The organism is Variovorax sp. VNK109, from assembly GCF_049445855.1.
Classification (GTDB): Bacteria; Pseudomonadota; Gammaproteobacteria; order Burkholderiales; family Burkholderiaceae_C; genus JAGOCV01.
On sequence record NZ_JBMSDV010000005.1, the window covers coordinates 276280 to 289874 of the forward strand.

Annotated in this window: 6 protein-coding genes; 5 read left to right on the forward strand and 1 reads right to left on the reverse strand. The window is 67.2% G+C overall.

All coding sequences use genetic code 11. The features are described from left to right. The first annotated feature begins 4 nt into the window (after positions 1-4). The 3 genes from ACO2Q9_RS17750 (at position 5) to ACO2Q9_RS17760 (ending at position 3962) form a co-directional block, all read left to right on the forward strand. Positions 5-1429, forward strand: a complete 1425-nt coding sequence (locus ACO2Q9_RS17750) for an ATP-binding protein (RefSeq protein WP_423313197.1) — start codon at positions 5-7, stop codon at positions 1427-1429. A gap of 50 nt (positions 1430-1479) precedes the next feature. Next, on the forward strand, positions 1480-2979 hold the full coding sequence (locus tag ACO2Q9_RS17755) for a Do family serine endopeptidase (protein ID WP_423313198.1): 1500 nt from the start codon (positions 1480-1482) through the stop codon (positions 2977-2979). 134 nt (positions 2980-3113) lie between these two features. After that, on the forward strand, positions 3114-3962 hold the full coding sequence (locus ACO2Q9_RS17760; protein WP_423313200.1) for an SGNH/GDSL hydrolase family protein: 849 nt from the start codon (positions 3114-3116) through the stop codon (positions 3960-3962). Here ACO2Q9_RS17760 and opgC read toward each other — a convergent pair. Next, positions 3937-5223, reverse strand: a complete 1287-nt coding sequence (opgC, locus tag ACO2Q9_RS17765; protein ID WP_423313202.1) for an OpgC domain-containing protein — start codon at positions 5221-5223, stop codon at positions 3937-3939. The genes ACO2Q9_RS17760 and opgC overlap by 26 nt on opposite strands. A gap of 174 nt (positions 5224-5397) precedes the next feature. On the opposite strand from opgC, the gene ACO2Q9_RS17770 reads away from it, so the two are divergent. Together ACO2Q9_RS17770 and pbpC are read left to right on the forward strand one after the other, a co-directional pair. Beyond that, positions 5398-11346 (forward strand): alpha-2-macroglobulin family protein, encoded by a 5949-nt coding sequence (locus ACO2Q9_RS17770; RefSeq protein WP_423313204.1) that lies wholly within the window; start codon positions 5398-5400, stop codon positions 11344-11346. Between the two features lie 20 nt (positions 11347-11366). After that, complete coding sequence (gene pbpC / locus ACO2Q9_RS17775) at positions 11367-13589, forward strand: penicillin-binding protein 1C (protein WP_423313205.1); 2223 nt, start codon at positions 11367-11369, stop codon at positions 13587-13589. The last annotated feature ends 6 nt before the right edge of the window (positions 13590-13595 follow it).

Consider the following 13595-nt stretch of genomic DNA (forward strand, 5'->3'; position numbering starts at 1 on the left):
ACGGATGACCAGCAGGGAACCGCTCGACCCCGGCCCCGAAGGCACGCACTCGTTGCGCGGCCGACTGCTGCTGTTCCTGCTGCTGGCCATCGCACTGTGTGCCGTGCTCCAGGCCGTGGGTGCGTACCGCGGCGCGATCCGCCAGGCCGACGAGATGTTCGACTTCCACCTCCGGCAGATGGCGCATTCGCTGCGCTCCGGCATGCCCCCGCCGATGTGGCCCCCGGGCCCGCAGTTCGACGACGACATCGATTTCGAAGTGCAGATCTGGGGGCCGGACGGCGCGCAGTTGTTCCGCTCACCGCGCTCCGAACTGCCGCAAAGTGCCGTGCTCGGCTTTTCCGACGTGAACGTCGAAGGAACGAGCTACCGCGTCTACACCGTGCAGACCCCCATCCAGACCGTGCAGATCGCGCAGGACCGCAGTGCGCGCAATGCACGCGCGCGCGCGCTGGCTGCCCATGCGGTCTTGCCCGCCGCGCTGATGGCGCCGCTGTTGATGCTGGTGGTCTGGTGGGTGGTGAGTTCATCGCTCGTGCCGCTGCGCCGCACACAGGGCCAAGTGGCCAGCCGCGCCGCCAACGACTTCTCGCCGCTGCAGGAGACGGGCTTGCCCGACGAAGTGCGCCCGCTGGTCAACGAGCTCAACCTGCTCTTCGCGCGCGTGCGGACAGCTTTCGAGACGCAGAAGAATTTCGTGGCCGACGCGGCGCATGAACTGCGCTCGCCGCTCACTGCGCTGAAGCTGCAGGCGCAGGCATTGCGGCAAGACGACCTGGACACAGCCGGACGCGAGCAGGCCATCGCGCGTCTCAACCAGGGGATCGACCGGACCATCCATCTGGTGGAGCAGTTGCTGGCGCTCGCCCGCGCCGAGGCCGACGCGCCCGCCAGGGACGCGAAGACACCGGGCAATGTGGCCGAACTGCACGACGTGGCGCGCCTTGCCGTCTCCGACGTGCTGCCTCGCGCACAGGCCAGTGGCATCGACCTGGGTCTTGTCGAAGACGGCGGCAGGCCGAAAGGCGCAGGGCTGCGCGTGCGCGGCGACACCGAGTCCTTGCGCACGCTGCTGCGCAACCTGCTGGACAACGCCGTGAAATACACACCGGCGCCGGGTCGCGTCGATGTGTCGCTTTCGCCGCAGGCCGATGGCAGCATCCATCTCGTCGTGGAGGACAGCGGTCCGGGCATCCCGGAAGCAGAACGGGAGCGCGTGTTCGATCGCTTCGCGCGCGGCCATGGCGTACAGGCCACGCAGGCCAGCGGAAGCGGCCTGGGTCTTGCCATCGCGCGCGCTGTCGCAGAGCGGCATGGAGCAACACTCGCGCTCGGGCATTCGGAACGGCTCGGCGGACTGCGCGTGACGTGCCGCTTCCCGTCACTCACGCTGCCTGTCGCTGCAGGCTCCGGTCTAAGCCCCACCTAAGCTGCGCTCCCCATAGTTGAGCCATCGATTGCTCAACCTGTGGAGATTCCATGCAAACCGTATCCCTGAAGACTTCGCGGCTCGTGCTGGCGCTGGTGGCGTCCGGCGTCATCGGCGGCGCAGGCGCGTCCTTCGTGCAAAACCGCCATGCTTTCGCCGCTGCACCGGCCATCACCGCCAGCGCGGCCACGCAGGTAGCGCCTGTGGCGCCGCTTGCGCCACCCGACTTCTCCGTCATCACGGACCGCTATGGCCCCGCCGTGGTGAACATCAGCGTGGTCGGTACGGCGCGTGCCGATGAAGACGAGGCCGTGGCACAGGACGACAGCCCGTTCGGCAACGACCCGTTCTTCGAATTCTTCCGCCGCTTCCAGCAACAGCAGCCGGGCCGGCAGCGCCAGATTCCCCAGCAGGAACTGCCGACGCGAGGCGTCGGTTCGGGCTTCATCGTGTCGGCCGATGGCCTCATCCTGACCAACGCGCACGTGGTGCGCGGCGCCAAGGAAGTGACGGTGAAGCTCACCGACCGCCGGGAACTTTCTGCCAAGGTGCTGGGCATGGACCCCCGCACGGACATCGCCGTGCTCAAGGTGAACGCGAAGAACCTGCCTGTCGTGGCCATGGGCAAGACGTCGGACCTCAAGGTCGGCGAATGGGTGCTGGCCATCGGCTCGCCCTTCGGCTTCGAGAACACGGTGACGGCCGGCGTGGTGAGCGCCAAGGGCCGATCGCTGCCCGACGACAGCGCGGTTCCTTTCATCCAGACTGACGTGGCGGTGAATCCCGGCAACTCCGGCGGCCCGCTGTTCAACGGGCGCGGTGAAGTGGTCGGCATCAACTCGCAGATCTACAGCCGCACCGGCGGCTATCAGGGTGTGTCGTTCGCGATCCCGATCGACATGGCCGTGAAGATCAAGGACCAGATCGTCGCCACCGGCAGCGTGAAGCATGCCAAGCTCGGCGTCGCCGTACAGGAAGTGAACCAGGCGCTGGCCGACTCCTTCCGGCTCGAACGCCCCGAAGGCGCGCTCGTCTCGAGCCTGGAGAAGAACGGCCCCGCAGAGCGCGCAGGCCTGCAGCCCGGTGACGTGATCCGCAGCGTGGACGGCCAGCGCATCGTGTCTTCCGGCGACCTGCCGGCCATCATCAGCCTCGCGCAACCTGGCGACAGCGTCAAGATGCAGATCTGGCGCAAGGGCGAGACGCGCGAGATCACCGCGAAGCTCGGCGACGCGGGCGGAAAGCCGCAGATCGCAACTGCCGGCAAGGACGAAGCCCTGCAAGGCGGCAAGCTCGGCCTCGCCCTGCGCTCGTTGCGTCCCAACGAGAAGGAAGAAGCCGGTGTGGACGGCGGCCTGCTCATCCAGCAGGCTACGGGCCCCGCAGCGATGGCGGGTGTGCAGCCGGGCGACGTGCTGCTCGCGGTGAACGGCACGCCGGTCATCAGCCTCGAGCAGGTGCGCGCCGCCGTAGGGAAGTCCGACAAGTCGGTGGCCCTGCTGATCCAGCGCGGCGAGGACCGCATCTTCGTGCCGGTGCGCGTGGGGTAACGCAGCGCAACGTGGCTCTGCGGGTGTAACAGCAAAGACCCTGCTGCATACGTGTAACGCAGCTTTGGTTACAGCATCCGCCCGCAGCGTCCGTACCATGTAGGACTGTTCTTACCCCACGACCGAAAGCCCACGTGAACACGTCCCGCCCTGCTGCGCGTTCCATCGCGCATTCCGTTGCCCAGACTGCCTCCCGCAAGAAATCCGCCACGCGCGCGCTCGCAGCCTTGCTGATTGCGGGCGGCCTGCTTGCTGCCTTCACGGCAGCGCACGCGCAGACGCAAACCCTTGCCGCAAGCGCTCAGCAGGCAGCGCCGCAGTTCGGACGCTGGCAGTCGAGCATGGATGCGTTCGCCGCAGCGGACAAGGAACGTTTCCCGGCGTCCGAAGGCGTGCTGTTCGTGGGCAGCTCGACCATCCGCATGTGGAAGAACATGGCGCAGGATTTCCGCGATGTACCGGTCGTCATCAACCGTGGCTTCGGCGGTTCGACCATGGACGACTGCAACCGGTTCGTGCGCACACTGGTGAACGGTTACAAGCCGCGCCACGTGCTGGTCTACGCCGGCGACAACGACCTGGCCGAAGGCCGCTCGCCGCAACAGGTGCTGGAAAGCTTCACCAGCTTCGTCGCAACCGTCCGGTCGGAACTTCCGGACACGCGCATCACCTACATCTCGATCAAGCCGAGCCCGCTCCGCGCCTCCCTGATGCCGAAGATGCGCGAGGCCAATGCGCTGATCTCGTCGTATGTCGCAACGCTGCCCAACGCGGGCTACATCGACATCCACACTCCGATGCTGGGGGCCGACGGCTCACCGAAGCCCGAGCTCTACCAGGCCGACCGCCTGCACATGACTGACGCCGGCTACAAACTCTGGCACTCGGTGATCGCCGCGCAACTGCAACCCCCTGCACCGTCGGGCTCTCCGGCCCTGCCGGCTGGCCAGCAGATGGCTACGTCGGCGACGGCATCGCGCTGATCCCCGGTCGCGGTTTTTCAGGCAACTCGAGAAGCACGTCCACCGGTGAACCCGGCGGCGGCGCGATCGGCACTTCGACCGGATCGATGCCAGGCAGGCGTGTCTCCGCACGCAGTTGTGCGCGCTGACGCGCCCTGGTGATCCGCCGTTTCTGCGGAGCACGGTCCACCCATTGCGACACGCGCGCCACGCCATACATGATGGCGCCGCATGCAGCCAGCAGCAGCACGTCGCCCCACCACGGACGCGCCGTGAACTTCCCGCCCCAGATGGCAAGCGTGAGCAGCACCAGAACGAGATGCGTACAGAACACAGGCAGCGCCGCCGATCCCATGGTTTCGAGCCAGGACATGCGCGGTAGCCGCCGCGACAGCCATGGGCCGAAATGCAGTGTCAGCACGAGCAGTGCGAACAGGTTCAAGAGCCTCAGGGGTGCCAACTGCCACTTGTCCCACATCAGGTTGAGGCCGACGTTCGCACCGAACGGCGCCTGACCGATCACGTGGCGCCAGACGAATGCCACCAGCGCGAAGCCGATGGCGACGTTCACCGACCATGGCGGAAGATGCATGCGCCACGCGGCGAGCGTCGGGTCTTTCGGCTTGGCCGCGCCCAGCCACAACCCGAACACCCAGAGGAACTGCCAGCCGAACGTGGCGAACGCGCCGGTTTCGTGCACGGGCACCGGCAAGCCGAACCATTGCACAGCCAGGTCGTGGATCCAGACACCCAACCCGAACTGCGCCAGCACCCACAACGACACGCTCACCGCCATGATGCCGGCCCAGCCGTGCCACTGGGCATGTGCCAGAAGCCAGGGGCTGATCAGCATGAAGAGGATGTACAGGGGCAGGATGTCCAGAAGCGGCGGCTGATAGACCAGCGCCAGCGCTCCGAGCAGGGCCGTGTACGGCTCTGCGAAATAGAACGACATCAGGTTGCGCACGGCCGGTTGGTCGACCTGGATGCCGACCGCCGCGATGACCGTGAACAAGAACAGCAGCGTGCCGGCCTGGCAAAGGTAGATCTTGAAGGAGCGCCGCCACAGCGCGCGGCGCATGGCAGCGACGCCGTCACGTCGCCCGATGCGGCTGTACACCATGCCGGCCATGCAGGCGGACAGGAGCACGAAGCCTTCGGCCGCAGAGACGAAGCCGAACGGCTGGCCCGTGGGCGAAGTCAGGCGCGTCGGCAGATGCGTCAATGTCATCAGCACGAGCATCAGCCCGCGTAAAGCGTCGAGTTCCCAGAGCCTTCTCATGCCGGCAAGGGTACGGACGCCCCCGCTCCGGCGCCATCGGCATCCTGCGTGCGACGCGGTGGGAACAGTCCTACGCACTTCACCGCGACTTCCCTTGCGCTTCATGAAAATCCGGTACGCTGTGCCGCGATACGGAAGTGGCCGGAACGAACCACCGGCGACAGCGGAGGACCCATGCAGAGAACAACAATCCTGAATCACGCGCTTGCCGCGCTTCTGGGGGCAGCAGCCTTGCAGGCGCACGCCCTGCAGATCACGCGACTGACCCCACAGGGCGAAGTCGCACAGGTCAGGCAGATCGTTGCGCAGTTCGACGAACCGGCCGTCAATTTCGGCGACCCGAAAGCCCTCGCCCCGTTGACCGTGACCTGTAGCGACCCGCAGGCTGCGCGCGGCGCAGGCCGCTGGGCGAACGACAAACAATGGCTGTTCGATTTCGAACGCGACCTGCCGCCTGGCGTGAACTGCACCGTGCAGGCCCGCAGCGGCTTTGCATCGCCCAAGGGCAGCGAACTTCCCCGCACCAGCTTCCGCTTCAGCACGGGCGGACCTTTCGTACGCGACATGCGTCCCGGTTCGTGGGAGCGCATCGACGAAGAGCAGGTCTTCGTGATGCAACTCAACGGTGCGGCGACCCCGGCAAGCGTGCAGGCCAACGTCTCATGCGCGATGGAAGGCGTGGGCGAGCGCATCGGCATCCGCATGCTGGAAGGTGCGCAGCGCAACGACGTCCTCAAGTCGCTGCGCATGGACAAGGAAGCCGCGAACGACCCGCAGCGCTTTGCCGTGTTCTCCTGCGCACGCCGGCTGACGCCGTCGGCGCGTGTGCAGGTCATCTATGGAAAAGGTGTCGCCACGCCAGGTGGCGTGGCGAACAACGTCGAGAAGCGCTTCACGTGGCAGGTGCGCGAGCCTTTCGCCGCCACCTTCAACTGCGAGCGCGAGAACGCGCAGGCCGCGTGCCTGCCGATCCGGCCGATGTCGCTGAACTTCAATGCGCCCGTATCGCGCAAGCTGGCGCAGGCCATCGTGCTCAAGTCCGCGAACGGCACCGTCAAACCCGAGCTCGAAGGCGCGCAGGACGACGACAGCCTCGTCACCGATCTCTCGTTCAAACCGCCGTTCCCTGAGCGCGCGCAGTACACACTCGAATTGCCGCGCGACTTCAAGGACGCGGCGGGCCGCACGCTTCGCAATGCCGACAACTTCCCGCTGCGCGTGGCCACGGGCAACATGCCGCCGCTGGCCAAGTTTGCCGCCGCACCCTTCGGCATCGTCGAGCGGCTGGCCGAGCCCGACGGCGTGGCCGTCCTGCCGGTGACGTTGCGCAACGTCGAACCCGCGTTGCAGGTCAAGGGCATGCTGCCCGGCAAGGTCAGCGACCTGCAGCCGACGACGGACGCCGAAATCATCGCGTGGTTCCGCAAGGTGCAGCGCTACAACGACTTCTCGGTGCTTCGCACGCAGGCCGCGCGCGACGTGAAAGGACCGCTGCCCGCCGCGCTGGACAAGGACGAGCGCGAATGGGTGCAGTCGCGCATGCTGTCGCTGCTGGCCGGTCAGGCGCAGGTGAAGACGCTGGATCTGCCCAAACCCGTCAACAACGACCCGCGCCCGTTCGAGGTGGTGGGCATACCGCTCACGCCGGGCTTCCACGTGGTGGAGATCGCGTCGCAACGCCTGGGCGGCGCGCTGCTGGATGAACGGCACGGCGCCAACCGTACGATGTACGTCCGCACCTCGGCGCTCGTCACCAACCTGGGTGTGCATTTCAAGCTCGGCCGTGAGAATGCGGTGGCCTGGGTAACGACACTCGACAAGGGCCAGCCCGTGCCCAACGCGTCGGTGCGCGTGTCCGACTGCAACGGCAACGAACTCGTCACCGGCAAGACGAACGCACAGGGTGTGGTGACACTCGACGGGCTGTCGCCGCAGCCGCCTTCGTGCCGCAGCGCGAAGGGCGAAGACGATGAATACCGCCAGGCCTACTTCGTGAGCGCGCGCGCCACAGGCACGGCCCCGGACGGCAAGCCCGTACAGGACCTCGCTTTCACCTGGAGCGACTGGCATCGCGGCATCGAGCCGTGGCGATTCAACCTGCCCATCAGCAGCGAGCCGGAGCCCGACACGCGCGTGCACACCATCTTCGACCGCACGCTGCTGCGCGCCGGCGAGACGGTGTCGATGAAGCACCTGATCCGCACTGAAACGCGCCAGGGCTTCGACCTGCCTCCCGACGTACCGGACACGCTCGTCATTTCACATCTCGGCAGCGGCCAGCAGTACACACAGCCCGTGAAGTGGCGCACCACCGGCACCGGTGGACGCAGCGCGGAGAGTGAATTCGCGATCCCGCCGGCCGCCAAGCTGGGCATCTACCGCGTGGAACTCAAAGGCAGCAAGGATCAGCATTTCGAGAGCGGGCAGTTCCGCGTCGAGGAGTTCCGGTTGCCGGTGCTCGAAGGCCGCGTCGCGCCTGCGGAGCAGAAGGCACTCGTGAATGTGAAGACCGTCCCTGCCAATGTGCAGGTGAACTACGTGTCGGGCGGCGGTGCGGCCAACCTGCCCGTGCGCGTGTCGGCGCTGGTGCGCGGCAAGTACATCCGCTTCAATGACTACGACGCTTTCCGCTTCGACCCGCCGCGCGATCGGCAGTCCGGCCGCGGCGAGGGCGAAGAGGAAGAAACGGCTTCCGAAGACCAGCGCGTCATCGCCGACAAGCTGCCCGTCACGCTCGACCGCAACGGCGCGGGCAAGGTCACCATCGAGAACGTGCCGGTCGCAAAGCGCCCGCAGGAGCTGCTGCTCGAAGCCACGTACGCCGACCCGAATGGCGAAGTGCAGACGCTGCGCAGCGTGTCGCCGCTCTGGCCCGCTGCGGTGATTGCGGGCATCCGCACCGAAGGCTGGGTCTCCGCGAAGCAGAAGATGAAGTTCCAGGCGCTCGCGCTCGACGTGTCCGGCAAGGCCCTCGCCGACGTGCCGCTCACGGTGACCGCCGTCGCGCGCATCACCACCACCAGCCGCAAGCGCATGGTGGGCGGCTTCTACAGCTATGACAACAAGACGGAAGTGAAGGAGCTCGGCGAGGTCTGCAGCGGCAAGAGCGATGCGCGTGGCCTGTTGCTGTGCGAGTCCACGCTCAAGGAGGCCGGCGAAGTCGAGCTCGTCGTGACTGCGAAGGACAGCAGCGGCAACACCGCGCAGGCGGCAAGCTCCGTCTGGGTGACGAAGCAGGGCGAACTCTGGTTCGGCGGCGAGAACAACGATCGCATCGACCTGCTGCCCGAGAAGAAGAGCTACCAGCCCGGCGAGACGGCGCGCTTCCAGGTGCGCATGCCTTTCCGCTTCGCGACCGCGCTGGTCGCCGTCGAGCGCGAAGGCGTGATCGACACGCAGGTGGTGCAGCTCAACGGTCAGGACCCGACGGTCAACCTGCAGGTGAAGGAAGAATGGGGCCCGAACGTCTACGTGAGCGTTCTTGCCTTGCGCGGTCGCCTGCGCGAAGTGCCGTGGTACAGCTTTTTCACCTGGGGCTACAAGGCGCCGCGCGAGTGGTGGACTGCTTTCTGGTTCGAAGGCCGCGAGTACGTCGCGCCCACGGCCATGGTGGACCTCAGCAAGCCCGCTTTCCGCCTCGGTGTGGCGGAGATCCGCGTCGGCACTCGCGCGCACCGGATCGACGTGAGCATCAAGGCTGATCGCGAGAGTTACACCGTGCGCGGCAAGGCGCTCGTCACCGTGAGCGCGAAGCTGCCGGATGGCAAACCAGCTGCAGGTGCCGAAGTGGCTTTGGCCGCCGTGGACCAGGCGCTGCTGGAACTCATGCCCAATGACAGCTGGAACCTGCTGGAGGCCATGCTGCAGCGACGCTCGTGGGGTGTGGAGACGTCGACCGCGCAGATGGAAATCATCGGACGCCGTCACTACGGTCGCAAGGCCGTTGCGCCCGGCGGTGGCGGCGGCAGGAGCAACACCCGCGAACTGCTGGACACGCTGCTGCTGTGGAATCCGAAGGTCGTGCTCGACGCGAACGGACAGGCGCAGGTGACGGTGCCGCTCAACGATGCGCTCACCACCTTCCGCATCGTCGCGGTGGCCGATGCGTCGAGCGGCCTCTTCGGCACGGGCCAGACCACCATCCGCGCGACGCAGGACCTGCAGATCATCAGCGGCCTGCCGCCGCTGGTGCGTGAGGAGGATCAATACCGCGCGCAGTTCACGCTGCGCAACACCACGAACAAGCCGATGAAGGTGGAAGTGACACCGCGCGCGACGCTGCTCGACCTGAAGCCGCAGACGGTGGAGATTCCGGCCAGCGAAGCGCGCGAGGTGGCATGGACAGTCACCGCACCGGCGCAACTTGCGCAGACGCGCGCGGAGTCGCTGATCTGGGAAATCGAGGCCCGCGACACTTCGGGCAACGCGCGGGACGCGCTCAAGGCCACACAACGCATCGTCGCGGCGGTGCCCCTCACTGTGCAGCAGGCGACGCTGGTGCAGCTCGATGGGCCGTTCTCGTTGGCCGTTTCGCCACCGGCCGACGCATTGCCGGGACGCGGCGGCTTGAAGATCGCATTGCAACCGAAGCTGGCCGAGGGACTGCCCGGTGTGCGCGACTGGTTCGCCAACTACCCGTTCATCTGTCTCGAGCAGAAGACCAGCAAGTCCGTCGGCCTGCGCGACGGAAAGATGTGGCGCAACGTGGCCGCGCAACTGCCGGGGTATCTGGACAGCGACGGTCTCGCCAGCTATTTCCCGCCGCGCGAAGGCGATGCCAACCGCGGCAGCGACACGCTCACGGCCTATGTGCTCGCAGCCACGCATGAGGCCTCGTCCCTCAACCCCGACTTCGCCCTGCCCGACACGGTGCGCGAGCCGATGGAGCGCGGCCTCGTTGCCTTTGTCGAAGGCCGCATCCAGCGCGACTTCTGGAGCCCGCGCAAGGACCTGGACATGCGCAAGCTCGCCGCCATCGAAGCGCTGTCGCGCTACGGCAAGGCACAGGGCCGCATGGTGCAGAGCATCACGATCGCGCCCAACCAGTGGCCCACGCACACGGTGATCGACTGGTACAACGTGCTGCGTCGCGTGCCTGATGTCGCGCAGCGCGAGCAGCGTCTGGCCGAGGCCGGGCAGATCCTGCGCTCGCGCCTGTCCTACCAGGGCACCAAACTCGTTTTCAGTACCGAGCGCGACGACTACTGGTGGTGGCTGATGCAAAGCGGTGACGTCAACACCGCGCGCCTCATCCTCGCCGTGATGGACGATCCGGCCTGGAAAGACGACATGGGCAAGCTGGCCAACGGCTTCATCGGCCGCCAGCAGCGCGGCGCATGGCACACCACCACGGCCAACCTGTGGGGCGGCCTCGCGCTGGAGAAGTTCTCGGCGAAATTCGAAGCCACGCCTGTCGCCGGCATCACACGCGCTGCGCTGGCCGGCGCGAGCGGCTCCGTGGACTGGAGCAAGGTCGAGCGCATCAAGACCACGGATGCGACGGGCGCAGCGCACCAGACCACCTGGTTCGGCGCGCCCGCCTCGCCCGGCATGTTGCGCAACAACACGATGTTCCTGCCCTGGCCCGCTGCAAGTGCAGACAACACGCTCACCGCCTCGCAGCAGGGCGCCGGCAAGCCGTGGCTGACCTTGCAGTCCGTGGCAGCCGTGCAGCTCAGGGAGCCCTTCGCCGCAGGCTACCGCATCAGCAAGACCATCACGCCGGTGGAGCAAGCCGAGAAGGGCAAGTACTCCCGCGGCGACGTGCTGCGCATCACGCTGGAAGTGAATGCGTCTGCGGACATGACGTGGGTGGTCGTGAGCGATCCGGTCCCCGGCGGCGCAACCATCCTGGGCACCGGCCTCGGCCGTGATTCGCAGATCGCCACCAGCGGCGAGAAGCGCACCGGTGCGGGCTGGCCCGCGTTCGAGGAGCGCAGCTTCGAAGCCTTCCGCAGCTACTACGAATACCTGCCCAAGGGCACGGTGAAGGTGGAGTACACCGTGCGCCTGAACAATGTGGGCGACTTCGCACTGCCGCCCTCGCGCGTCGAAGCCATGTATGCGCCCGAGATGTTCGGTGAAACACCGAACGCACGCGTGAAGGTGGAGCCTGCGCGATGAAACCCCGGCACATTGTGGCCATGCGACTCGCCGCGCTCACCTTGGCGGGCGCATCAGCTGTGCCGCCTGCGCAGGCGTTGCCGTCGTACAGCGACGTGCGTCAGCAGTACCAACCCTCCGATACGCTCATCCTCGATCGCGACGGCGAACTGCTGCACCGCATCCGCACGGACACGAGCGTGCGGCGCGGCCAGTGGATCGCCCTCGCGGACACGTCGCCCGCGTTGCGTACCGCGCTCGTGCTGGGCGAAGACAGGCGCTTCCATGAGCATTCGGGGGTGGACTGGCGCGCGGTTTCCGCCGCCGCGTGGGGCAACCTGTGGAACACGCGCACCCGGGGCGCGTCGACCATCACCATGCAACTGGCTGGCCTGCTCGACGAAGACCTGGCCCACACGCCCGGCGGCCGCAGCGTGACCCGCAAACTCGGGCAGGCGGTCGCAGCCACGCGCCTCGAGGCCAGCTGGCGCAAGGACCAGATCCTCGAGGCTTACCTCAACCTCGTTCCCTTCCGCGGCGAACTGGTCGGCATCGATGCGCTGTCGCGCACGCTGTTCGGCAAGGCCGCGCACGGGCTCGACGAGCGCGAAGCTGCGATCGCCGCGGCACTCGTCCGCGCGCCGAACAGCAGCGCGAAGCTCGTCGCGCAACGCGCCTGTGAACTGCTCGGACGCATGCAGCCAGGCACGCGCGTGGATTGCGTCGGGCTCGACATGTTCGCCACGGCAGCCATGCAGCAGCGCTCGTATGCGGCGAGCGAGGGGATCGCAGCGCACGTGGCGGCGCGCCTCGTGCGCGAGCAGCGCGACTCAACGGCTTCTTCCCTGGTCGCCTCCACGCGCATCACCACGACGCTGCGTGCGCCGTTGCAGCGCTTCGCCACGGAAACACTGTCGCGCCAGTTGCGCGAGCTTGCCGGCCGGCATGTCGAAGACGGCGCAATCATCGTGCTCGACAACAGGAGCGGCGACGTGCTTGCCTGGGTGGGTTCATCCGGCCCGTTGAGCCGCGCCGGCGAAGTCGACGGCGTGACCGCGCTGCGGCAGGCCGGCTCCACCCTCAAACCCTTCCTGTATGCGCAGGCCATCGCGGAAAAGCGGCTCACCGCCGCGTCCCTGCTGGAGGATTCGCCGACGCACATCCCCACCTCCGGTGGCCTCTACATTCCCCAGAACTATGACCGGCAATTCAAGGGTTGGGTGTCCGTGCGCACGGCACTCGGCGCATCGCTCAACGTGCCGGCCGTGCGTACGCTGGGCATGGTGTCGCCCGATGCGTTCCACCGGCAACTGAAAGACGCCGGGCTGCCTCTTCGTGAGACCGGTGGCTACTACGGCTTCAGCCTGGCGCTCGGCAGTCCGGAAGTGTCACTCCTCTCGCTGAGCAACGCGTATCGCGTCCTCGCCAACGGCGGAAGGTACGGCGAAACGCAACTGCTGCCAGTACGCAAGCCAGCGGCTTCCCGCCAGGTCTTCGACGAGCGCGCCGCGTTCATCGTCGGCGACATCCTGTCGGACACGAACGCCCGGGCCCGCACGTTCGGCACCGGCAGCGTGCTTGCCACCCGTTCATGGACGGCGGTGAAGACCGGTACCAGCAAGGACATGCGCGACAACTGGGCCGTGGGTTGGTCGCAACGCTACACCGTCGGTGTCTGGGTGGGCAACGCCAGCGGCGAGCCGATGTGGGACGTGAGTGGTTCCACCGGCGCAGCACCCATCTGGGCCGCTGTCATGGGCTTCCTGCACGCCCAGGAGCCGGGCCGCGCACCCCGCGCACCCGCCGGGCTCGAACACGCGGTGGTGAAGTTCGCATCGCAAGGCACGCCGCTGGAAGCCGCCCGCATGGAATGGTTCCTCCCCGGCACGATGCAGCCGGTGTTCGCGGTGAACAGCCTGGACGATGGCCCGGCGGCCGGCGCTGCCACCGCTGCGGTGCGCATCACCGCGCCCGCTGACGGCACCATCGTCGCGCTCGACCCCGACATTCCGCCGGACCGGCAGCGCCTGGATTTCACCGCACACGGCCAGGGCACCCGCGCCACCGGCCTGCGCTGGCGCATGGATGGTCGCGAATTCGCACGCGGCCCGAGCGTCCAGTGGTTGCCCTGGCCCGGCCGGCATGCGGTACAGCTTGTCAACGCCGGAGGCGACGTGCTCGACGAGATCCGCATCGAGGTGCGCGGTGCCGGCGTGAAGGCGGCCAGCGCACGAACCACGAGCCTTCCGACAGCCAAACGATAGCTTGCG

Coding starts and splice junctions, on each gene's coding strand:
- ACO2Q9_RS17755 (WP_423313198.1), top strand. CDS start 1,480: ATGCAAACCGTATCCCTGAAGACTTCGCGGCTCGTGCTGGCGCTGGTG.
- pbpC (WP_423313205.1), top strand. CDS start 11,367: ATGCGACTCGCCGCGCTCACCTTGGCGGGCGCATCAGCTGTGCCGCCT.
- opgC (WP_423313202.1), bottom strand. CDS start 5,223: ATGAGAAGGCTCTGGGAACTCGACGCTTTACGCGGGCTGATGCTCGTG.
- ACO2Q9_RS17750 (WP_423313197.1), top strand. CDS start 5: ATGACCAGCAGGGAACCGCTCGACCCCGGCCCCGAAGGCACGCACTCG.
- ACO2Q9_RS17770 (WP_423313204.1), top strand. CDS start 5,398: ATGCAGAGAACAACAATCCTGAATCACGCGCTTGCCGCGCTTCTGGGG.